Source organism: Mesorhizobium sp. M0800 (genome assembly GCF_040320095.1).
GTDB lineage: Bacteria > Pseudomonadota > Alphaproteobacteria > Rhizobiales > Rhizobiaceae > Mesorhizobium.
Window position 1 is genome coordinate 221,373 of record NZ_JAMYOZ010000001.1, and the last position, 22,786, is coordinate 244,158.

Consider the following 22,786-nt stretch of genomic DNA (forward strand, 5'->3'; position numbering starts at 1 on the left):
TGCCTCGCTTGTGCGAAAATCTCAGGCTTTGCCAATTTTTGCCGCCTTGTCTTTGTCGAACCACCACAGCGTCTCGACCGGAAAGTCGTAATCCGGCTTTTGAGCGGGAAAGCCGAACATATCCCAGAAGGCTGCCCGGTGATTCGCCAGATGATACGTTGGAATCCAGTCTAGCCGCGCGCGCAAGACCCGATCGAGCGCGTTGAGCGCTGTGACGAGTTCGATCCGGCTCTGCGCCTTGCCGGCTGCCTCGATCAGCGCGTCGATGGCTTTGCTTTCCGTACCCGGATAGTTGCGCATCCCCGGCGTTTTCGCCATCTGGGAATTGTAGAGGATTTCCAGGCCGTCGGCAGTAGGCGTCGCCCCGATCAACCAATGTAGCATGTTGAAATCGAAATCGTAGTTGCTTTGCCGCGCTTCAAATTGCGTCGAATCGACCTGCCGGATCGAAGCGTCGATGCCAATCGCCTTCATATTCTCGGACCACGGCGCGAAAATGCGAACGAGACCTTCGTCCTCGGCCAGCATTTCCACCCGCAGTCGCTCGCCCTTCTCATTGACGACGAAATTGCCCGCTCGCTTCCAGCCGGCTTCGGCAAGCAGTCTCGAAGCTTCGCGCAGCAGCTTACGGTCGTGACCGGAACCGTCCGAGATGGGTTGCACCACCGGTTCGCCGAAGGTTTCCGGCGGCAACTCGGCTCGAAACGGCTCCAGCAGTTTCAATTCCTGGGCCGAGGGCAGGCCCTCGGCCTTGTAGTCCGATCGTTCGAAGTTCGATTGCGAGCGCTCGTAGGAGCCGAAAAACAGTACCCGCTTGGTCCATTCGAAATCGAAGCAATAGGCGATCGCCTGTCTCACGCGCACATCGCGGAATTGCGGCCGGCGCTGGTTCAGCGCGACAGCCTGCATGTCGGGCGATTTCTCGCCGGGAAATTCCCGTTTGACGACCCTGCCGTCCTTCAGGGCCGGAAAGTCGTAACCGGTCGCCCATACCCGCGCGGTGAATTCCTCGCGAAAATGCGTATCGCCTTTCTTGAACGCTTCAAACGCTGCCTGGCGATCAAGATAGAAATCGATACGGATACGGTCGAAATTATTAAGCCCGCGGTTCACGGCGAGATCGCGCCCCCAATAATCGGCGACACGTTCATATTCGATAGTCTGCCCGGCCACGACCCGTCCCATCTTGTACGGCCCGGAGCTGAGCGGCGGGGTCATCGTCGAGGCGTCGAAATCATTGGCCGTATAGAAGGCTTTGGACACGATCGGCATTACGGCGATCGCGAGGATATTCTGCGCCGACTGTTTGCCGTTGAAGGTAAGGCTGACAGTAAGCGGATCGATTGCGACCGCATCCGTCATATGCCGCAGCGCTTGGGAAAGGTTCGGGTGTCCCCGGTCTTTGTAGAGGTTCAAGGCGAAGGCAACGTCCTCAGCCGTCAGCGGCGAGCCGTCATGGAAGCGCGCTTGTGGCCGCAGGCTGAAGCGGAAGCCGTTGCGGTCCTGCGACAAGGTAACGGATTCGGCAAGCACGCCGTAGACCGCATCCGGCTCATCGAGCGCCCTTGCCATCAGCGAATCGAAACAGAGCTCGGTGCGCGGCGGCGAATCCCCCTTCAACACCAGCGAGTTCAACGTGTTGAAAGTCAGAAAGCTCTGATTGAGGGTGGAGTTCGGCGGGCCGAAATTCATCCGGCCGCCCTTGGGAGCGTCTGGATTGACATAGTCGAAATGCGTGAAATCCGGAGGATATTTGAGATCGCCGAACGCCGACAGCCCGTGCAGTTTCACGCCGGTCGGGATGCCGGCGAAAGCGCGGCCGGGCAGCAGCGCCGCGGCGGCGGCGGCACCGCCCAGGGCGAGGAAGTCGCGACGAGGCAGCGCCGCCATCAATTGCCACTCTTGTACTTGGCCGCCAGCGCTTTTTCCTTGTCCGGTTCGATCCACCAGGAATTCTGGTCGATGCCTAGGTAGCTTGGCTGCTTTGCCGGAATGCCGAACTTGTTCCAGTAGGCGACACGAATTTTTCCCAGGTGCCATTGTGGGATCATGTAATAATTCCAGAGCAACACCCGATCCAGCGCATGGGTGGCCGCCATAAGATCATCCCGATCGGTGGCGAAGATCACTCGGTCGATAAGCGCATCGACGACCGGGTTCTTGATCCCCGCCAAATTGCGCGATCCGGAGGTATCGGCTGCAGTGGTGCTGAAAAAATCCCGCTGTTCGTTGCCCGGCGAGTTGGATTGCTGGAAGCCTGCAAGCGCCAGCATATCGAAATCGAAGGCGCGGGTCCGGTTTGTGTACTGGCTGTCGTCAACAATACGCAGCGTCGCGTCGATGCCGAGGCGTTTGAGATTATCGATCAAAGGCGCGGCAACGCGTTCGTCCACGGGATCGTTGCCCAGAAACTCGATCCTGAACGGTTCGCCGGTCTTTTCATTGACCAGCTTGTCGCCTCGGTTGATCCACCCCGCTTGCTTCAAAAGCTCATAGGCTTTCCGAAGATTTTCACGCCCCGACTGCGGCGTGTTGTAGACGGGCAGCTTGAACTCCTGGGTGAATAGTTCGGGCGGCAGCTTGTCGCGATATTGTTGCAGGATTTCCAATTCCTTCCCCTGCGGCAGGCCGCTTGAGGCCAAATCACCACCTTCGAAGTAACTGTCCGTGCGCGTATAGGCGCCGAAGAAGATGGTGCGGTTCATGCTCTCGAAATCGTAGGCGTGGGTCAGAGCCTCGCGCACGCGCACGTCCTGAAAAAGCGGCCGGCGCGTATTCATGACATAGGCCTGCATGGGTTCCGGCGACGTCGTAGGATATTCCGCTTTTATGACGTCCCCCGCCTTGATGGCCGGGAAATTATACTCGACTGCCCATCGCTGGGCACGTGACTCAGGGCGAAGATCCTGGAATCCGCCCTTGGTGAAGGCCTGCCAGGAGGCATTGTCGTCGAGAAAATAGGTAAAACGCTGCCTGTCGAAATTCTCGCGGCCGATCTTCACCGGCAGTTTGGCCGCCCAGTAATCCGGCACGCGCTGCCAGACGATTTCCGAGCCCGGCTTGAAGCTGGCGATCTTGTAAGCTGCGGAGCCGAGCGGCGGCTCCTGCGTCGGCCTTGTGATGTCGCGCTTCTTGCCTTTGGCATCGGTGCCTTCCCACCAATGCTTGGGTAGCACGACGAGATCGCCGAGGATCTTCGGCAGTTCGCGGTTGCCCTTCTGGCTGAAATGGAACTCGACCTCGCGATCGGAGATCGCGACCGCGTCGGTGACGTTCTCGAAATAGCGGCTGTACATCGGGCTGTTGGCCTTCAGCACCTGGAACGACCAGATCACGTCCTCGGTGGTGATCGGCTGGCCGTCATGCCATTTGGCCCGCGGATCGAGCCGGTAGGTCGCCGAGGAATAGTCGGCCGGATATTTGTAGGCGTCGGCGATCAGCGTATGGCTGGTGCTGCCCTCGTCGGTCGCCTGCTCCATCAGCGTGTCGTAGAGCAGGCCGCCGCCGAATTGGGCGAAGCCGGCGGCGAACGAACCCTGCACAATATAGGGATTGAAGCTGTCGAACGTGCCGAGCACCACCGAATTCAGCGTGCCGCCCTTGGGTGCATCCGGATTGACGTAGTCGTAGTGCTGGAAGTTGTCGCCGTATTTGGATTCGCCGATCAGCGAGGAGGTCGTACGCCATTCGTCCGCGAAGGCCGCCTGCAGGCCGCCGGCAAAAGCAGCCAGCATCAGCACCGATTTCAGAAGCGTCCGCGCTCGGCCAACCGTCATGCGTTCTCCTCTTCGCGATATAGCGCCGTCACCATAGCGTCTGGGCCCAATCTAGATCATTTGGCGGCGCTGAAAACCGCAACCGAGCGGCTTTGTCGTCGCTTATGCATTTTTCCTAACGAAAAAGCCGGGCTGAACCCGGCTTTTTCAAGGATAATGTCATTACAGTTTTGTTATTTTGCGGGTGCGGCCGGAGCGGCTGGCGCCGCGCCTTCTGCCGGCTTGGCAGGGGCCGCACCTTCGGCCGGCTTGGCGGGCTCATTTTCGGCCGAGGCGCCGGGCGCCGGCAGCGGCTTCGGATTGTCCGACAGCGTGCGCAGATAGGCGATGACGTTGGCGCGGTCCTCATCCTTCGGCAGGCCGGCGAAGCCCATCGCGGTGCCCTTCACGAACTTCTTCGGCGAGGTGATGAAGTGGTTGAGATTGTCGTAGGTCCACTTCTCGCTGCCGCCCTTGGAGAACTCCTTCATGCCGGCAGAATAGGCAAAGCCCTCATGCTCGGCGACCGGACGGTCGATGATGTCCCAGAGATCGGGGCCGACCTTGTTGGGGCCACCCTTTTCGCCGGAGTGGCAAGCCTGGCATTTCTTGAAGATGGCGGCGCCCGCTTCGGCGTTGGCAGCGGTCAGCAGCTCGGCAATCGGCTTCACGGCCGCGGCGGGAGCGGCCGGGCCACCTTCGGCGGGCTCGGTCGCCTCGATGGCGAAGCCGGGCTTTTCCGGCGCCGGCGAGGCAAACAGCGCGTCGGACACGATGCCAACGGAAAAGACGATGAACACGGTTCCGAGGAGACCGGCGAGCAGCTTGTTGACTTCGTTGGAATCCATACGCCCCAGGCTCCCTTTCCGGCGGACCGATCCGTCCACTCCGTCCGTCGGTATCGTGATCCACCCGGTGGAACCGGCCAAATCGCGCGGAAACTAGGTCTTTTGCTCCGGCGTTGCAACACCTATAAGGGCGCTGCCAGTGAGACCTTTTGCCACTTTGTCCTCCTCTTTTTCGAGCCCTTTGCCCGCCTCATGTCCACGCTCATCCTGATCCCGGCCCGCATGGCCTCGACCCGCCTGCCGGGCAAGCCGCTGGCCGACATTGCCGGCACTCCGATGATCGTCCACGTCGCTCGCCGTGCTGCCGAGGCCGGGCTCGGCCGGATCGTCGTCGCCACCGATACGCAAGGCGTTGCGGAGGCGGTGCGCGCGCATGGTTTCGAGGCGGTGATGACGCGGGCGGACCACGAAACCGGCTCCGACCGCATCTTCGAAGCGCTGGCCATTCTCGACCCTGGCAACAGCGTCGAGACCATCGTCAATGTGCAGGGCGATCTGCCGACCATCGACCCCCTTGTTATCGGCGCCGCGCTGAAGCCTTTCGAGAACGCAGCGGTCGACATCGCCACGCTCTGCGTCGAGATCGTACGCGACGAGGAAAAGACCAATCCGAACGTCGTCAAGCTGGTCGGCTCGCCACTCTCGGCGACGCGACTCAGGGCGCTCTATTTCACCCGCGCCACCGCCCCTTGGGGCGAAGGCCCGCTCTACCATCATATCGGCCTCTATGCCTATCGGCGCGCCGCACTCGAGCGCTTCGTTGCGCTGAGGCCGTCGCCGCTGGAGCGCCGCGAGCGGCTGGAGCAGTTGCGGGCGCTTGAGGCCGGCATGCGCATCGATGCGGAGATCGTCCAGTCGGTGCCGCTTGGCGTCGATACGCCGGACGATCTCGAACGCGCCAGGGCGCTCCTTTCCAACTAACAAATTCTTTCCCAATCCCGAGACACTGCGCATGCCTGAAAAGACCAACAAAATATCCTTCCAGGGCGAGCCGGGTGCCAATTCCGACACCGCCTGCCGCAACATGTTCCCGTCAATGGAGCCGTTGCCGTGCCCGACCTTCGAGGACGCCTTCAACGCGGTCGAGACCGGCAAGGCCGATCTGGCCATGATCCCGATCGAGAACACCATTGCCGGCCGCGTCGCCGACATCCATCACCTCTTGCCGGAATCGAAGCTGCACATCATCGGCGAATACTTTCTGCCGATCCACTTCCAGCTGATGGTGCTGCGCGGCGTCAGGCGCGACGAGATCAGGACCGTGCACAGCCACATCCACGCGCTCGGCCAATGCCGCAAATACATCCGCAAGAACGGCTGGAAGGCGACGGTTGCCGGCGACACCGCGGGCGCCGCCAAGATGGTCGCCGCGATGAAGGACCGCACCATGGCCGCGCTGGCGCCGGCGCTGGCCTCGACGCTCTACGGACTCGACATCATCGAGGAGAATGTCGAGGACACCGACAGCAACGTCACCCGCTTCGTCGTGCTGACCAAGAACAAGCAATGGGCCGAACGTCCCTCTGCCGACGCCAGGATGATGACGACCTTCATCTTCCGCGTCCGCAACGTGCCGGCGGCGCTCTACAAGGCGATGGGCGGCTTTGCCACCAACGGCATCAACATGACCAAGCTTGAAAGCTACCAGCTCGGCGCGTTTACGGCGACGCTGTTCTACGCCGACATAGAGGGCCATCCCGACGATCCGCTGGTGAAGCTGGCACTCGACGAGTTGCGCTTTTTCTCGCGCGAAATGCGCATTCTCGGCGTCTATCCCGCCAGCGCCTCGCGCGAGCAGTGGAAGGTGGCGGATTAGGATCCGGTCAGGTCAGGCCGAGCTTGTTCTGCTTGGCCGGCTTGCCGCATTCGCGCCGGCTGATCGACCGGTTCATGGCGTCGATCTTGCCGCTTGCCTGGTCGGCGTCGCGCTTGGCTTTCGAGCGCATATCCGGCGTGAACGGGCCAAAGCCCGTCGCCGGGTTGGAGAAGGACGGCTTGGCGTCCACCGGCAGGTGATATTGCTGCGCCAGGCCGTTTCGTTGCGCCAGCAATTGATCGCAAGGCACCTTGTCATATAGCAGCGAGGACTGGACGTTTTCGTCCTGCCGTTCGGACATCGAATTGCCGATGCAGCCGGCCATTGCCAGGCAAGACGCCAAGACCATCATGTTCCAGCGCATGAACGTGCTCCTTGTCGTTCGCAGCTGCGGCTTCTCATGCGCAGCGGCAGAAGTCTTAGCCAGATTTTACGCTGCCGGAAAGCAAGCTTGCCACTACGGCCAGCCCTTCGACCGGTTCGCGGCGATCCTGCCGGATGATCGTTGCCTGCAGCGACAGGATCGAAAAGCCGTCGGCATCCAGAACCCGCTCTACATAGCCTTGCGAATGCGCGTAGCGGCGCGACGGCTGCAGGGCGAAGCCGGCGCTGTCAGACGATTCTCCGCCCGGGAGCGTCTCGACGGAGAACGCAAACAGACCGCCGCCGGCAAGCATTCCGGCAATCTTGTTCACCACCTTGTCGAGTGCGCCGACATAGATGAACACATCGGCCGCCGTCACCAGATCGGCTTTCGGGCCAGAATAGCAAAAATCCTGCAGGTCCGTCTTGACGAGCAGATCGTAGACGCCTTTGGCGTGCGCCTGCCTCAGCATGCCGGCCGAGATGTCGTAACCCTCCAGCCGATCGGCGATCGGCCGCAGCTTCTGGCCCATGAGGCCGGTGCCGCAGCCGAGATCGAGCGCCAGCGAAAACCGGCCCGGCCGTGCTGCCTGGATGGCGCGGTCGAGGCATTCGGGCAGACGGTAGCCGAGCCTGTCGACCAGCTCACCCTCGAAGCTCCCGGCATAGTGGTCGTAAAGCGTCTCGACAAAGGCGCTGGGCGGCGCCTGGGCCGCCGCTGCCCTGCCGATCAATTGCAGCTTGAGCACCGCGCCGAGCCTGTCCGCCGGGTCGAGCCGCAGCGCCGTCGTCCAGGCCTGCGCGGCACGATCGGGCGAGCCCGCCGCTTCCTGCATCTCGCCGAGGCGGAACCAGCCGGCTGGCCATTGCGGCGCCAGTTCGAGCGCGCCGAGCAGCAATTCCGCGGCTGCCGCATGATCGCCGGATGCATAGAGCATTTCGGCATAGTCGGCGCGGCGGTCGGCGCTCAAATCGCCGGACGAGGTCTGGAGCGGTTTCATCGTGGTCGAGTTCCGCCGGGTGTTTGCAGCCGGCTTGCGCTCTATGCTGGAGTCAGCAGTGACTTACAACAGGCTTCCCGCGCCGGAATTAGCGCCTATCTTGGGGCCATGCGCGCCAGCGACCTGCTTCATCCCCGGCCGGAAGGGCTGTATTGCCCGCCCGGCGATTTCTTCATCGACCCGGTGCGGCCGGTCAACCGGGCGCTGATCACACATGGCCATTCCGACCATGCCCGCTCCGGCCACCGCTCGGTGATGGCGACGCAGCAGACGCTCGACATCATGGGGCTGCGCTACGGCGACAGTTTTGCCGGAACGACGCAAGCCGCCGTGCTCGGCGAGACGATTGCGCTTGGCGGTGTGGCCGTCAGCTTTCACCCGGCTGGTCATGTGCTTGGCTCGGCCCAGATCAAGGTCGCGCATCAGGGCACATGCATCGTCGCGTCCGGCGACTATAAACGCCAGAAGGACGCGACCTGCGAGCCGTTCGAGCCGCTCAAATGCGACGTCTTCATCACCGAGGCGACGTTCGGCCTGCCGGTGTTTCGGCATCCGCCCGATACCGAAGAGATCGCCCGGCTGCTGAAATCGACCGAGCAGTTTCCCGAGCGAACGCATCTGGTCAGCGCCTATGCGCTGGGCAAGGCGCAGCGCGTCATGCGGCTGCTGCGCGATGCCGGCTACGAAAAGCCGATCTACATCCACGGCGCGCTGGCCAAGCTCAGCGAGTATTACCAGAGCCAGAATATCGATCTCGGCACATTGGAACCGGCGACCGTCGAGACCGGCCAAAAAAGCGACTTTGCCGGCGCCATCGTCGTCGGCCCGCCATCCGCCTTCGCCGATCGCTGGGCGCGGCGTTTTCCCGATCCGATGTCGTGCTTCGCCTCAGGCTGGATGCGCATCCGCCAGCGCGCCAAGCAGGGCGGCGTCGAGCTGCCGCTGATCATCTCCGACCACTCCGACTGGGACGAGCTGACAGCAACGATCAAGGAGACCGGCGCGGAAGAAATCTGGGTGACGCATGGCCGCGAGGAGGCACTGGTGCGCTGGTGCGAACTCGAAGGCATTGCCGCCAGGCCGCTGCATCTGGTTGGTTATGAGGACGAGGGCGATTGAGAATGCGAGGTTCGATGGTCACCTGCGCAGAGCTCTACGGCGCCCCTCTCTGTCCTACCGGACATCTCCCCCACGAGGGGGGAGATTGGATGTCGCGCCGGCTTTCGCCAACCACCAACGTTGCTGGACGGGTGGCAAGGACGAAACTGCCAATCTCCCCCCTCGTGGGGGAGATGTCCGGCAGGACAGAGGGGGGCGCGACAGAACGCGACGCCCGCCCATGGTTCTCACCGTCATGAACCGCTTCGCCGAGCTTCTCGACCGCCTCGTCCTGACGCCGTCGCGCAACGGCAAGCTGACGCTTTTGACCGACTATTTCCGCAGCGTCGAGGATCCGGACCGCGGGCTGGCGCTGGCGGCCATCACCGGCGATCTGTCCATCGCCGCGGTCAAGCCGGCGATGCTGCGCACACTGGTGATCGAGCGCATGGATCCGGTGCTGTTCGGCTATTCCTACGACTATGTCGGCGACCTGGCCGAGACCGTGTCGCTGGTCTGGCCGCAGGCGCCGGTCGACATTGCGAGCCACGAGCCGACGCTGGCCGATGTGGTGGCGAAGCTGCAGGCGGCGAGCCGTTCCGACGGGCCGCAGGTGCTGGCCCGGCTGCTCGACAGCGCCAGCACGTCTGCGCGCTTTGCCATCATAAAGCTGGTCACCGGCGGCCTGCGCATCGGTGTCTCGGCGCGGCTCGCCAAGCAGGCGCTGGCCGATTTCGGCAAGGTCGAAATCGCCGAGATCGAGGAACTCTGGCACGGGCTGACGCCGCCCTATCTCGCGCTGTTCGCCTGGCTCGAAGGCAAGGCCGAAAAACCCCGGAAGACGGCGCTGGCGCTGTTCAGGCCGGTAATGCTGTCGAATGCCGTCGGCGACGGCGACCTCGAAAAGCTCGACCCGGCCGACTACGCGGCCGAATGGAAATGGGACGGCATCCGCGTCCAGGCGGTTTGCGAAGGCGGCATTCGCCGGCTCTATTCGCGCACCGGTGACGACGTCTCCGGCGCCTTTCCGGATCTTGCCGAGGCGATGGATTTTTCAGGCGCCCTCGACGGAGAGCTTCTGGTCGGAGACCCCAGGCAGGCGACGGGCACGTTCTCGGACCTGCAGCAGCGGCTGAACCGCAAGAGCGTGTCACCCAAGATGCAGCAGCAATACCCCGCCTTCATGCGCTGCTACGATGCGCTGCAGATTGGTGACGAGGATTTGCGCGGACTTCCCTTCCGCGAACGGCGCGGCCGGCTCGAGGCCTTCGTCAGGACACTCGATCCGAGCCGCTTCGATCTGTCGCCGCTGGTCGAATTCACCAACTGGCAGGCGCTGGAGGAATTGCGCCGCAAGCCGCTGCATCCGGTCATCGAAGGCGTCATGCTGAAGCGCTGGGATTCACCCTATGTGGCCGGGCGGCCGAAGGGTCCGTGGTTCAAATGGAAGCGCGATCCGCACACGGTCGACGCGGTGCTGATGTATGCCCAGCGCGGCCACGGCAAGCGTTCGAGCTTCTATTCCGACTACACATTCGGCGTCTGGTCCGGGCCGGAAGGATCGGAGGAGCTGGTGCCGGTGGGAAAGGCCTATTTCGGCTTCACCGACGAGGAACTGAGGCAGATCGACAAATATGTCCGCGACAACACGATCGAGCGCTTTGGCCCGGTCCGCTCGGTGCGTGCCGACCGCAGGAACGGGCTGGTGCTTGAGGTAGCCTTCGAAGGGCTCAACCGCTCGACGCGGCACAAATCCGGCGTTGCCATGCGCTTTCCGCGCATTTCGCGGCTGCGCTGGGACAAGCCGGCGGCCGAAGCCGACCGCATCGAGACGCTGCAGGCGCTGCTCGATAGTTGATGCATGTCGCGCAAAAAGTGTGCAGCGATTTTGCGGTAACGACATGCATCAAAACAAGAACCTAAAGTGCGTCGTATGAGGCCGGTCCGAACGCGACGTGCTTTAGGGAACGACTGAAACGCGGATCTCGTAGATGTCGACCGACTTGCCCTGCTTGTCGAAGTCGGAATTGATGGCGATGGTGCCGGCAGCACCCGGACGCTTGTCGGGAAAGCGCACGTCGAACAGATATTCATTGCGCTCGCGACCGACCGCATAGCGCTTGCGGCCGCAGTCGCCGAGTTCGCCGAAATTGCAATCGACGGAAATCTGCGTCTCCTGCCCCTCCTCGGAGCGCGCGATGATGTCGAATGTGGCATGCTTGCCGGCTAGTTTTTCCAACACGCCTTGTCCGACGTCGAAGCTGATGGCCGAGCCGGATGCCCCCGAGCGGATGCGCAGGAAGGAACCGCTTTCGTCCTGGATGACGTCGGCCTTGGCGTCCGACGGTGCATTGACCTGCGTCGGGTCACCCGGCGAAAAAACGTTGATCCAGTCGCGCGCCTGGTCCTGCTCGCCCTGCTTCGGCGGCGAAGCGGTGTCGTCCGGGGTGAAATCTTCGCCATCGACCGTTGGCGGCGCTTCCGGTGGCGCTGTGTCGAGCTCGGTCGCCGATTTGAAGACGCCGGTCTGGTTGGCGAAATAAAGGCCGATGCCGGCGGCTGCGAGCAGCGTCACACCGAAGAAGATCGCGGTCAAGGGCAGGCGCCGCCGCCTGGCCCGCCGGTCGTCGCGGTCGGGCGTCACTTCCGCGTCGTCGGTTTCGGCGTCGGCTTCGGTCGGAGCCGACGCCCCCATGTCGATCACCGGCGCCTCGGGAACAGGCGCATCGGGCATGATGTCGGGGACGACCGGCAGGACGCGCGACCGGGGCGCATCGGATTCGGGCGGCTGCGCCGGACCGTCAACGACGACATCGGGCGACGGCGCAGGCTCGGCTTCGGCTTCGGCCGGAGGCTCCACCTCCGGTGCTGCCTCCAAACTGTCGGTCGGCGCGGCGACGTCGGCAACCGCCGGCAGGAATTCCGATTCGATTTCGGTGATCTTCGCCTGGACCGCCTTGCGGCGCTTGATGGCGACCTCCACGGTGACGTTTGGATTGGCCTGCAGGGCACGGTCGAGTGCCGCGAAAGCCGATCGATAGACCCGCTCGCGAAACGCCCGGTCGTCGGCATTGCCTTTCTCGAAGGCATTGCGGATCGCTTTTTCGATCGCGTCCAAGCGATTCCCTCTGCAATTTCATTCACATTGCCATGATCGTTAGCCGCAGGCGACCAATCAATCAACAAGCGAGCGGCCGCATTCTGCCTTGCCGAGGGGCACAAAGCTCATTTCGGCGGTTTTCGGTAAAGGAATCAACATTTTTCGCTGATTTTCCGGTCACGGCCAACGTGGCGGTCGCGCGGCGTGCCGATGCGGCATCACGCGGCCAATGGTAGATCCGCGCGGCGGCGGCCCTTGCGCCCGGCCGGAGGCGGCACGAATTGCCTCGTCCTGAAATCGCGACTGCCATCTTGAATTCGCGGCCGGTTGCGTCTATCACCCAGCCCATCCTGGAAGCTCGGCTTCCCGGGCCGCTTTAGCTCAGTTGGTAGAGCACATCATTCGTAATGATGGGGTCAGGTGTTCGAGTCACCTAAGCGGCACCAAAATTCTCGATGAATTAAACGGGACCATTTCACAGATCAACTTGATGGAACGTCGCCGTCGCCCAGCGACGCCACCGTCTTCAACGCGCCGTCCAGCATGTCGCCCTTTTCGTCCTTCAGTGCCGCTTCGCGCAGGCGCCGGATCCAGTCGGCGGCGTCCGGGCGGCCCTTAAGCAGGTCGAGCGCCGACAGCACCCGGTCGAATTTCGACTGCGCGCGGGCGTGGGTGTCGCTGTAACCCTTGATCAGCCGGCGGCAGTTGAGGATCTCCGTACCAAGCGCGTAGTCCTGGCCGACTTGGCCGAGCGCCAGCGCATACCAGCGCTCGATATGCGCGGTCTCGACCTTGTGGCGCAGCAACCGGCGGCGCCAGCGGCGCAGGCCGCCGATGAACCACAATGCGGCAAAGCCGGCAAAGCTGTCGGTGCGGATGTGACGGCCGCGATTGATGCGGCGGTCGAGGAAGGCGGCGAGCTTCGGCCGGCTTTCGATGTAGCTGCCGAGCCCGGCCGGCAGCGTGCCGCAGAATTCCTCGATGCGCGGATGGAAATATTCGGTCACCTGCAGGACCGAGCCGTCCTTGACGCCAACCTCACGGCGTACGCGTCGGTCGCGGCTAGAGCGCGTCTTCAGGTCGGCGACGCGGATCATGTCGTCGTAGCACATCGCGTTGGCCAGATGCTTGGCGGCGGCGATCGACAGCGCGTAGGCGTGTTCGGCATCGTCCAGAGCGACGGCCCGGTCGAGCCTATCGAGATACTCGCCGCCATAAGCAACGTCCTGATAGTCGACGACTTTTTTCAGGCCGCGAAGCGCCATGTCGCGGACAGGAGCCGGCAAAGCATCGACCCGGGCGGCCAGCGATTGCCAGCCTTTTAACAGGCTTTCCGGACCGCTGACTTTTGTCGTCGCGCCCGAGCCGGTTTCAGCGGCCGCCGGCCCTGCAGTCTTGTCGCCCGAAGGCACACTCGCGATGCCGCGCGCCCGATCGTAGGCGGCGCCGAAGGCGGCGAGACTGGCTTTGACGCCGCGGCCGCCGGCACTGACCGCCTGCTCATAGCTTTCGCGACTGAACGGCAAGGCGTCGGAGCCGGCCAGCGCGCCGAGCAGGCTGGCCGAGATCATCGAGCCATTGTCGGCGGCGATCTTCTCCATATCGAAGGCGATGAAGCGCTTGGCCGCGGCTTCCGCCGTGGCATGCACCTTCGAGGACGAAGCGAGGCCATCGCCGGGCTCGATCTTCTCCGAGACCGCGGCGATGCGGTGCGACGAGGCGATCAGCGTGGTGCGCTCGGGCGTGACGAAGCCGCGGATGACGGCGCGGCCGGCCTCCATCAGTTCGGCGGCGATCAATATATCGACGTCGCCTTGCGACGGCGACAGCGCGAAGACCGGCAGGCGGCCGGTGTCGCGGCACATTTCGACATAATAGATGGTGGCGCCGGTGCGCTGGGCGACGCCGGCGACCGAGGTCGATTGCGCGACGTAGCCGTTGCGCTCGGCGACGTCGGTGATCCAGTCGGCCAGCACGCCACCGCCCTGGCCGCCGACCGCCAGCACGGCGAGCTTGATGACGCGCTCGTCTTCGGGGGCGCCGGCTTTCGAGCGCGATGAGGGCACGGCGTCAAGCATCGGCGAATATCAGGCGCCGGCTTTCACGGCGCCGCTGCAAGAGACTGATCGTGGCGCGACGCGCGGCTTCAAGGAAACGGTCCCAGCGGCTCGGATTGTGCACGACATCGGCGCGGTAGAAGGACGGGCAGAGCACCGCCGCATCGGCGACCTCGCCGCAATTGCCGCAACCGACGCAGCTTTGGTCGATATGCGCCACCGGATCGTCGCGCAACGGATCGTCGAGCGACTTCACCGAAAGCGACGGACAGCCGGACAGCCGCATGCAGGCATGGTCGCCGGTGCAGATATCTTCGTCGACACCGAATTTTGGCTTGACTATGCGCGTCCCGCCCTTGATCGCCTTGTCGACCAGCGGCTTTTCGCGGCGCTGCCGGTTGAGCATGCATTCGGACGAGGCGACAATGACTTTCGGGCCCTTCTCGTCCGTCGTCAGCGCCTCGCGCAGCGTGTCTTGCATCTTGGTTACGTCGTAGGTGCGGTCGATGTGGCGCAGCCATTTGACGCCCATGCCCTTCACCGCCTCGGTGATCGGGTGCTTGGTCGACTTGGTCTTGTTGCCGGCGCGGGACGACAGGATGTCCTGCCCTCCGGTGGCGGCCGAATAGAAATTGTCGACGATGACGATGATGCCGTCATTCTTGTTGAACACGGCATTGCCGACCGAGGAGGTCAGGCCGTTGTGCCAGAAGCCGCCGTCGCCGACGAAGGAGATTGAGCGGCGCTTGGCATCGGGCGAATTGAACGCCGAAGCCGAGGCCGGCCCCAGCCCGTAGCCCATGGTGGTGGCACCTAGCTCGAAAGGCGGCATGATCGAGAACAGATGGCAGCCAATGTCGGAGGCGATGTGGTGCTTGCCCAACTCCTGCTCGACCAGCTTGGTGGCGGCGAAGATCGGCCGCTCCGGGCAGCCGACGCAGAAGCCGGGCGGCCGGCCCGGGACGACGTTGATCAGGTCGGCGGTGTCGAGCCCGTCGCCGATCTTGTTCGGCGCGCGGACCTCGCTTGGCAGCAGATGCGGGATGGTGGCACGCAGGAACGATCCGATGCCGTCGAGCATCACCTGGCCGGTATATTCGCCGGCCATAGGCAGATGTTCCTTGCCGACGAGCTTGGTGCCGCGGCCGGCCTTGTGCAGCATCGCGGCAAAGGCCTGTTCGATGTAGTTGGGCTGGCCTTCCTCGACGACGAGGACGGCGTCCTTGCCTTCGCAGAAAGACAGGAACTCGTCGTCGACCAAGGGATAGACGGCGTTGAGCACATAGAGCGGCACGTCGGTGTCGCCATAAGTGTCGGCGAGGCCGAGCCGCTGCAGCGCCCGGATGACCGAATTGTACATGCCGCCCTGCATGACGATGCCGACCGAGCCGTGCTCCGGGCCGAAAAACTCGTTGATCTTGTTGGTGCGGATGAAATCCACCGCCGCCGGCCAGCGTTTCTGCACCTTTTCCTTCTCGTGCAGGAAGGACGCGGGCGGCAGCACGATGCGGCCGGTGTCGCGGCGCGGCGCCTCGAGCGCATCGGCCACAGTCATTGCCGGGCGCTTGTTGTTCTTGGCGATGAAATGGCCGTGGACATGGCAGCAGCGAATACGGACCTGCAGCATGACCGGCGTGTTGGAAACCTCGGACAGCTCGAAGCCGTCCTCCACCGCCTTGACGATCGACGGCAGGTTCGGTCGCGGGTCGAGCAGCCAGACCTGGCTCTTCATGGCAAAGGCGTGGCTGCGCTCCTGCATGATCGAGGAGCCTTCGCCGTAATCCTCGCCGACGATGATCAATGCACCGCCGGTGACGCCGCCGGAAGCGAGATTGGCGAGCGCGTCGGAGGCGACATTGGTGCCGACCGTCGACTTGAAGGTGGCCGCGCCACGGATCGGATAGTGCACCGATGCCGCCAGCATGGCGGTGGCGGTCGCTTCCGAGGCGCTCGCCTCGAAATGCACGCCGAGCTCGCCCAGGATATCCTGCGCGTCGGCCAGCACGTCCATCAAATGGCTGATCGGCGCGCCCTGATAGCCGCCGACATAGCCGACGCCGCATTGCAGCAGCGCCTTGGTGATGGCGAGAATGCCTTCGCCGGAAAACTCCTCGCCGGCGCCGAGCCTGAGCTTTTCGACTTCCTTGGCAAAAGACCGTTCGGCCATTTTGGGCTCCTTCCGTTACCGCCCCGATGGCGGCGCGTAAGATCAGATGTCGTGCTTGCGAATGTTCTTCAGCATCTTCTGCAATGTCGCGATCAGCGCCGCGTATTCGGCATCGTCGACATCGTCGAACATTGCCTCGAAAGCGTCGTGCATGGCCGGCCAGGCGCGCGCGAACTCGGCGCGGCCATCGTCGGTCAGGAACACATGGCGGATACGGCTGTCGGTGACCCCCTGCTCGCGCCGCACAAACCCTTGCCCCTCCAGCGTGTCGAGCGTCCGGCTCAAGGTCGACTGCTCGATGACGGTATAGACCGAGAGATCGTTGACGGTGACGCCATCGGTGACCGACAACACGGCCAGCGTGCGCACCTGCGGAATGGTCAGGCCCTGCTTGCGGAAATTGTCGCGCAAGGTGGCGTTGTAGCGGCCCATGATGCGGTTCATCAGATAGGGCGCGAATTGCTGCAGGCCGATCTGGCCCAAAGTCGAGATGTGCTGGCGCTTTTCAACCTTCTGTTCCATCACAGCCTCCCCGCCAGGAGAAAGCCGGAGCCGCCGCCTAAGCCAGCACCCGGATGGGTCGAGGCACCGATGTGGTAGAGACCCCTGACCCCGGTGGCGTGATTGCGGCTCGTCTTGAACGGCCGCCACAGGAACGACTGGTCGATAGCGGAGGAACCGCCATAGGGGTCGCCGCCGACCAGATTGATGTTCATCGCTTCCAGGTCGGCCGGCGAACAGGCGCGGCGTGCGATGACGCTGTCCTTGAACCCGTCGATATGGCTGGCGAGGATCGCTTCGGCACGGTCGGCATAGGCTTCGCGCAGCGCCTCGGTCCAGCGACCGTCTGCCGGTGTCTGCAGTTTGCCGGCGGCATCGCCCTTGATATGCCGTGGCGCCTCGGGCAGTTGCAACCACAGGACCGCCTTGCCGTCCGGGCAGCGCGATGGGTCGAGCGCGTGCGGCTGGCCGACGCACATGGTCGGCACCTCCGGCAGCATGCCGCGCACGGCTTCGTTGCAGGCCTTCGAGACGCCGTCGAGCCCCGGCGTCAGATGCAGCAGCGCGACTTTATCCAGGCCCTCGCCGCGCCATGCCGGCGGCTTGTCCAAGGCATAGTGGATCTGGAAATTGCCCTTGCCGTAGCGGTATTTTTGCGCTGCCTCGACGTCGGCTTTCGGCGCCGCGTCGCCGAGCAGCCGCTCGTAGAGCTGGCTTGGCGTGACCGAGCAGATGACGCTCTTGTTCACGTTGATCGTTTCGCCCGAAGCCAGCCGCACGCCGGCGGCGCGGCCTCCGCTTTGGACAATAGCCGCGACGTCGGCGCCGGTGCGGATTTCGCCGCCACGTTCCCTGATCAGGGCTTCGAAGGCGGCCAGCAGATTCCTGGCACCGCCCTTGACGATCGGCGCGCCGGCCGCCTCAAGCGCGAAGGCGATGACCTTGGCGATCTGGCCGGAGAACGCGTCCTCAGGCCCGAGGCCGGCATGCAGCACCCAGGGCGCCCACAGCGCGCGCATGGTTTCCGACTGGTAGGTGCTTTCCAGCCAACCGCGCGCCGGCACCAGCGCGCTGCCGAGAAAGGCGGCAAGGCCACGCGGGCCGCGCCGCCAGGCTTCACCCGCCAGCAGCCTGGCCGTCGGGTAGGACCACAGGCTGCCACCGAGCAGTCCGAACAGCAGACCGGCGTTGCGCTCGATCTCGCCGACATCGTTTGCGTGCCGGTCGCCGTCGCCCGCGGCAAGCGCATTGATCGCCGCTACATTGGCGATACGATCGGTGCGCAGGACGGCATGGCTGCCGTCCGGGCGCAGCACACCGGTCGGCGTGGAGGTGTTGCAAAACTCCAGGCCGTGCCGCGCCAGATCCTTGCCCAGTGCCGCATAGGCCGGCGAGGTGATGAACAGGACAAAGGTCGTCGCCATCACGTCGTGGATGAAGCCGGGCGCGGTGATTTCTTCGGTGCGCATGCAGCCGCCGATGCGGTCGTTGCGCTCGAGCACCAGCACCTTCGCCCCCTTGCCGCCAAGCATCGCCGCGCAGACCAGCGCGTTGATGCCGCTGCCGATGACGATGTGATCGGGAGCGCTCATCGAGGGTTGCTCCCCGTCCTCGGGAACTGAGTTTCAACCGTGCAGGATCGCGTTCCTTCGCGCCCCCCTCTGTCCTGCCGGACATCTCCCCCACAAGGGGAGAGATTGGCAGCTTCGGCGCCCCGCTCATTCCTGCATCGTTGAAGATTGGCGAAAGCCGCGGTGACGGCCGATCTCCCCCCAAGTGGGGGAGATGTCCGGCAGGACAGAGGGGGGCGCCGTAGAGCCGCAGCTTTGCAAGGCTGCCGCTCCCACTCCGTCACCACAGTGCCACTTCCGCACATGATCTTCTCCCGAAGACCGCAGCTACCCTATTGCCTTGGCACCAACGCCAACGCGCGGATCGGGCTGCCGGTGCCGTGCTCGATCTTGAGCGGCGCCGCGATCAGGATCGCGCCTTTCGGCGGCAGCCGGTCGAGGTTGCAGAGGCTGGCGAGGCCGTAGCGGTTGGCCTTGTGCATCAGGCTGTGCGCCGGGAACGGCGGCTCCATTCCCCCTGCTTTTCCAGCATCCGTGCCGATCGTCTCGCTGCCCCAGCCCTTGATGTCCTTGCTAATCAGATACTGGATGGCTTCGGCGGTCGGGCCAGGCGTGTGCGGTCCGGTCTCGTTGGCGTTAAGGAACTCGGCTTCCGAGCCGTTGCGCTTATACCAGTCGGTGCGCATCACCACCCACTCGCCGGGGTTGATAGCGCCATGTTCGGCTTCCCATGCCTTGATGTGATCGACGGTGAGCAGGAAATCGTGATCGGCTGCCGCTTGCTTCGAACAGTCGATGACGTTGACCGGGCCGACGAAGTTCTGCGCCGGAATGGTGTCGGTGGCGCCGTCCGGATAATCCTTGCCGGTGATCCAGTGGTTGGGTGCGTCGAAATGCGTGCCCGAATGCTCGCCGAGCTTGAGCCAGTTCCACGCCCACCACGGGCCATTCTTGTCATAGGCGGAGATGGCGTGGATCTCGACCTTCGGCGTGTCCACCGCCAGCTCCGGCGGCAGCTTGATCAGCGGCGTGTCGGGCCCGAGCGGCGCCGTCAGGTCGACCACCTGGATGGCGCCTGAAAGCAGCTGGCCGGCGACTTCGCCTAGAAGTTGTTGTGTGTCCATGGTCTCTGTTCCCTCTTTCTCGATGGTGCTGAAGGCTCTCGCGGCCCTTAATATCCTACTAGACGAAAACATATGCATCTGCAATTATCTTTAAGCATAAAGGAAATGGGACGGGGCGTGAGCGAGTTCGACGCCATATTTGTCGGAGCAGGCCACAACAGTCTGGCATGCGCCGCGCATCTGGCGCTCAAAGGCTGGAAAACGGCAGTTTTCGAGCGTAATGCAACGATCGGCGGCGCCGTCCAGACGCGCGAATTGACGCTTCCGGGCTTCCGGCACGATTTCGGCGCGATGAATCTCAGCCTGTTCGCCGGCTCGGCCTTTCACAAGAAATATGCAAATGAATTGAAAACCCACGGGCTGGAATTCGCGCCGGTGGCCGATTGCTTTGCCAGCGCCTTCCCGGACGGAAGCTGGTTCGGCGTCAGCAGCGACCTGGAAAAGACCGCCTCGCGCATGGCCGCTTTTTCCGACGCCGACGCACAGACATGGCGCCGTCTGGTTGCGGCATTCCCGGCGGAGGCCGAGCATCTGTTCCGGCTGCTGGGCTCGCCGATGAGCGGCCGTGCGCTCGCCGGCACCGCCTGGAACCTCTGGCGCAAGAAGGGTTTGGCCGGCGCGCTCGATACCGGTCGATTACTGCTTTCCTCACCCCGCGCGTGGCTCGAGGAGACTTTCCAGTCACCGCATGTCAGGGCGACGCTGGCCACCTGGGGCATGCATCTCGATTTCGCGCCCGATATCGCCGGCGGCGCGGTGTTCCCTTACCTCGAATCCATGGCCAACCAGTGCTTCGGCATGGTGCTCGGCAGAGGCGGCGCCGACACCATCATCCGCGCTTTGTCAGGCATGCTCACGGCCGCCAGCGGCAAGATCGTCACTGGGGCTGATGTCGCCGAGATCACGGTTTCGGCCGGCAAAGCGACCGGCGTGCGGCTCGCTTCCGGCGAGACCCACACAGCCACCAAGGCCGTCATCGCCGGTGTCGCGCCCAAGGCGCTGACCGGGAAACTGTTGCCTAACGGATCGGGCGACACCGGCTTCGACACGGCCGTGAAAAAATTCCGCCACGCGCCGGGGACGTTGATGATCCATCTGGCGCTCGACGACCTGCCGGACTGGCGCGCCGGCGCCGAGCTTCGGCAGTTCGCCTATGTGCATCTGTCGCCGTCGCTCGATGCCATGTCGCGGACCTATCAGCAGGCGATGTCAGGGGTGCTGCCGGACGAACCGGTGCTGGTCGTCGGCCAGCCGACGGCCGTCGATCCCTCGCGCGCGCCGGACGGCAAGCACGTACTTTGGGTGCAGGTGCGCATGCTGCCAGCCGAGATTGCAGGCGATGCGGCGGGCACGATCGCGGCGGCTCACTGGGACGAGGCTAGGGAGCACTACGCCGAGCGCGTCCTCGACATTATCGAGCGCTATGCGCCCGGCCTTCGTCGGAAGATCCTCGGCCGCGCCGTGTTCTCGCCCATCGACCTCGAACGCGAGAACCCGAACCTTGTCGGCGGCGACCAGATCTGCGGCAGCCATCATCTGGCGCAGAATTTCCTGTTCCGGCCGGCGCGCGGTTACGCTGGCTGGAACACGCCGGTCGGCAATCTGCACCTGACCGGGGCGGCAACATGGCCCGGCGCCGGCACCGGGGCAGCGTCGGGCTTCATGCTCGCGCAACAACTTGGCGGGAGGTAGGCTCCATTTTTCATCTAGGGTGAAGGAGGACAAGGCGCGGTTGCCCAAGGAGCCTGAACCCACCGATTGACAACGACACCGCGCATAAAAGCAACAGGGGAACGACCATGACAATCAACAGACGAGAATTGCTCGGATATGGCGCGGCCGCACTTGGCGCCACGGCGCTCGGCCTGCCGCAAATCGCCAAGGCTGCCGGCGAACTGACCATCGCCTACAATGTCAATTTGCCGTCCTGGGACCCGACCACCGGGCCTTCGGCGGTCAACCCGACCATCCAGGGTCTGTACCAGTCGGTGTTCGACCAGTTCATCCCGCAGAAGCCGGATCTTTCTTTCGCGCCCGGCCTGCTCACCGAATGGGGCTGGAACGAGGGTCGCAGCAAGATCATGATGACGGTGCGCGAGGGCGTCACCTGGCATGACGGCTCGCCATTCACGGCCGAAGACGTGGTCTGGTCTCTGCAGCGGGCGGGCGATGAAAAGACCGGCAACCCGATCCAGTTCGTCTGGAAGAACGTCAACAACTTCAAGATCGACGGCAACAAGATCACCGGCGACGTCGTGCAATTCGACCCGGTGTATTTCAAGTGGATGTCGTTCCTGACCGGCTACATCATGCCGAAGACCTATTACGGAAAGGTCGGCGCCGAGGGTTTTGAGAAAGCCCCGATCGGCACCGGGCCCTATATGGTCGACAAATTCGAGCGCAACGCCTTCCTGCGGCTCAAGGCCAACCCGAACTACTGGGGCGGCAAGCCGGCCTTCGAAAACGTAACCATCAAGTTCGTCACCGATGCGGCGAGCCGCGTCGCCGAGATCGAGTCCGGTTCCTCGCAGGTGACGCTGGAAATCCCCTATGAGGAATATGACCGCCTGATCGCCAAGGATGGACTTGCCGGCTCATGCAAGAACGTTTCCGACATCGGCATGATCTTCTTCAACGACATCGACGTGATGCTGGACAAGAACGTGCGCCAGGCGGCGGTGATGGCGGTCGACAAAAAGCTTTTGGTCGACCGGCTGCTGCGCGGTTACGGCCAGCCCATCGATACGCTGGAGACGCCGGAATACGCGGCCTACGATGCGTCGATCAAGGTGGAGCACAATCCGGACAAGGCCAAGGAACTGCTGGCCGCCTCCGGCTATTCGCCGGAAAAGCCGGTCAAGTTCACGATACAGACGACCAAGGGCTTCAAGCCCAAGGACTACGAGATGATCCAGGCGATCGTCGGCATGTGGCGCAAGGTCGGCATCGAGGCGACGATCGAGGTCTACGAGATCGCCAAGCACTACGAGCTGCGCGCCGCCGACAAGCTGGCGCCGGCGGCCTTCTACAATTGGGGCAACGCCATCGGCGACCCGACCACCTCGACCGGTTTTGCCATGTATGGCCCGAGCCCGCATTCGGTGTGGGACAGTCAGGATCTGATCGACATGATCAATCCACTATGGGGCGAGAAGGACGAGGCCAAGCGCATTGCCGGCTGGAAGGCCGTCGACAAATACATCGCCGAACAGGCCTATGTGCTGCCGCTGATCCAGTATGCGCAGCCGATCGTGCATGCCAAGGGCGTCAATGTCGTGCAGCATGTGTCGGGCGCACTTCTGCCGGCGCTGATGAGCCCGGCCTGAGACAGTCTTCGGCTTGTCGCGCGCCGTCCGGAATGACGGCGCGCATTTTCCGCCACGGG

General features: G+C 63.6%; 17 protein-coding genes and 1 tRNA gene. 7 read left to right on the forward strand and 11 right to left on the reverse strand.

From position 1 onward, the window contains the following. Window positions 1-21: 21 nt before the first annotated feature. The 3 genes from NKI18_RS01075 to NKI18_RS01085 all read right to left on the reverse strand — a co-directional run bounded on the left by NKI18_RS01075 (window position 22) and on the right by NKI18_RS01085 (window position 4,603). Window positions 22-1,890 (reverse strand): extracellular solute-binding protein, encoded by a 1,869-nt coding sequence (locus NKI18_RS01075; protein ID WP_353018644.1) that lies wholly within the window; start codon window positions 1,888-1,890, stop codon window positions 22-24. After that, window positions 1,890-3,776 (reverse strand): extracellular solute-binding protein, encoded by a 1,887-nt coding sequence (locus NKI18_RS01080; RefSeq protein ID WP_353018646.1) that lies wholly within the window; start codon window positions 3,774-3,776, stop codon window positions 1,890-1,892. Before NKI18_RS01080 ends, NKI18_RS01075 begins: the two co-directional genes overlap by 1 nt. 173 nt (window positions 3,777-3,949) lie before the next feature. After that, window positions 3,950-4,603: a c-type cytochrome gene (locus NKI18_RS01085; protein ID WP_352614562.1), complete on the reverse strand. Its 654-nt coding sequence runs from the start codon at window positions 4,601-4,603 to the stop codon at window positions 3,950-3,952. Window positions 4,604-4,795: 192 nt separating this feature from the next. On the opposite strand from NKI18_RS01085, the gene NKI18_RS01090 reads away from it, so the two are divergent. Next, window positions 4,796-5,524 carry a 3-deoxy-manno-octulosonate cytidylyltransferase gene (locus tag NKI18_RS01090; RefSeq protein ID WP_352614560.1) on the forward strand — a complete coding sequence of 243 codons (729 nt, stop codon included), beginning with the start codon at window positions 4,796-4,798 and terminating at the stop codon, window positions 5,522-5,524. 31 nt (window positions 5,525-5,555) lie between these two features. Next, the gene (locus NKI18_RS01095; RefSeq protein ID WP_023676855.1) at window positions 5,556-6,419 is read left to right on the forward strand and encodes a prephenate dehydratase; all 864 of its coding nucleotides are present in this window, start codon (window positions 5,556-5,558) and stop codon (window positions 6,417-6,419) included. A 7-nt stretch (window positions 6,420-6,426) separates the two neighbouring features. Here NKI18_RS01095 and NKI18_RS01100 read toward each other — a convergent pair whose 3' ends face one another. Then, the gene (locus NKI18_RS01100) at window positions 6,427-6,783 is read right to left on the reverse strand and encodes a hypothetical protein (RefSeq protein WP_352614558.1); all 357 of its coding nucleotides are present in this window, start codon (window positions 6,781-6,783) and stop codon (window positions 6,427-6,429) included. Window positions 6,784-6,838: 55 nt separating this feature from the next. Beyond that, entirely contained in the window at window positions 6,839-7,783 is a 945-nt protein-coding gene (locus NKI18_RS01105; protein WP_352614556.1) for a class I SAM-dependent methyltransferase, read from the reverse strand. A gap of 108 nt (window positions 7,784-7,891) precedes the next feature. On the opposite strand from NKI18_RS01105, the gene NKI18_RS01110 reads away from it, so the two are divergent. Beyond that, the gene (locus NKI18_RS01110) at window positions 7,892-8,902 is read left to right on the forward strand and encodes a ligase-associated DNA damage response exonuclease (RefSeq protein WP_352614555.1); all 1,011 of its coding nucleotides are present in this window, start codon (window positions 7,892-7,894) and stop codon (window positions 8,900-8,902) included. A gap of 235 nt (window positions 8,903-9,137) precedes the next feature. After that, complete coding sequence (locus tag NKI18_RS01115; RefSeq protein WP_352614764.1) at window positions 9,138-10,739, forward strand: cisplatin damage response ATP-dependent DNA ligase; 1,602 nt, start codon at window positions 9,138-9,140, stop codon at window positions 10,737-10,739. A gap of 102 nt (window positions 10,740-10,841) precedes the next feature. On the opposite strand, the gene NKI18_RS01120 is transcribed toward NKI18_RS01115, so the two are convergent. Beyond that, window positions 10,842-11,999, reverse strand: coding sequence for a hypothetical protein (locus tag NKI18_RS01120; RefSeq protein WP_352614553.1), 1,158 nt, complete (start codon window positions 11,997-11,999; stop codon window positions 10,842-10,844). Between the two features lie 352 nt (window positions 12,000-12,351). Between NKI18_RS01120 and NKI18_RS01125 the strand changes: the two genes are divergently transcribed. Further along, window positions 12,352-12,427 (forward strand) — tRNA-Thr (locus tag NKI18_RS01125). Window positions 12,428-12,463: 36 nt separating this feature from the next. Here the strand turns inward: NKI18_RS01125 and NKI18_RS01130 are convergent. The 5 genes from NKI18_RS01130 to NKI18_RS01150 form a co-directional block, all read right to left on the reverse strand. Beyond that, window positions 12,464-14,059, reverse strand: coding sequence for an indolepyruvate oxidoreductase subunit beta family protein (locus tag NKI18_RS01130; protein WP_352614551.1), 1,596 nt, complete (start codon window positions 14,057-14,059; stop codon window positions 12,464-12,466). Further along, window positions 14,052-16,205: a thiamine pyrophosphate-dependent enzyme gene (locus NKI18_RS01135; RefSeq protein ID WP_352614549.1), complete on the reverse strand. Its 2,154-nt coding sequence runs from the start codon at window positions 16,203-16,205 to the stop codon at window positions 14,052-14,054. The genes NKI18_RS01130 and NKI18_RS01135 overlap by 8 nt, the downstream gene beginning before the upstream one ends. Before the next feature lie 42 nt (window positions 16,206-16,247). Continuing rightward, window positions 16,248-16,727 carry a MarR family winged helix-turn-helix transcriptional regulator gene (locus NKI18_RS01140; protein WP_352614547.1) on the reverse strand — a complete coding sequence of 160 codons (480 nt, stop codon included), beginning with the start codon at window positions 16,725-16,727 and terminating at the stop codon, window positions 16,248-16,250. Next, window positions 16,727-18,298, reverse strand: coding sequence for a phytoene desaturase family protein (locus NKI18_RS01145; protein WP_352614545.1), 1,572 nt, complete (start codon window positions 18,296-18,298; stop codon window positions 16,727-16,729). The genes NKI18_RS01140 and NKI18_RS01145 overlap by 1 nt, the downstream gene beginning before the upstream one ends. A gap of 311 nt (window positions 18,299-18,609) precedes the next feature. Further along, window positions 18,610-19,401 carry a cyclase family protein gene (locus NKI18_RS01150; RefSeq protein WP_352614544.1) on the reverse strand — a complete coding sequence of 264 codons (792 nt, stop codon included), beginning with the start codon at window positions 19,399-19,401 and terminating at the stop codon, window positions 18,610-18,612. A 117-nt stretch (window positions 19,402-19,518) separates the two neighbouring features. Between NKI18_RS01150 and NKI18_RS01155 the strand changes: the two genes are divergently transcribed. Together NKI18_RS01155 and NKI18_RS01160 are read left to right on the forward strand one after the other, a co-directional pair. Further along, entirely contained in the window at window positions 19,519-21,093 is a 1,575-nt protein-coding gene (locus NKI18_RS01155; protein WP_352614542.1) for a phytoene desaturase family protein, read from the forward strand. A 107-nt stretch (window positions 21,094-21,200) separates the two neighbouring features. Beyond that, window positions 21,201-22,727, forward strand: coding sequence for an ABC transporter substrate-binding protein (locus tag NKI18_RS01160; protein WP_352614541.1), 1,527 nt, complete (start codon window positions 21,201-21,203; stop codon window positions 22,725-22,727). Window positions 22,728-22,786: the final 59 nt, after the last annotated feature.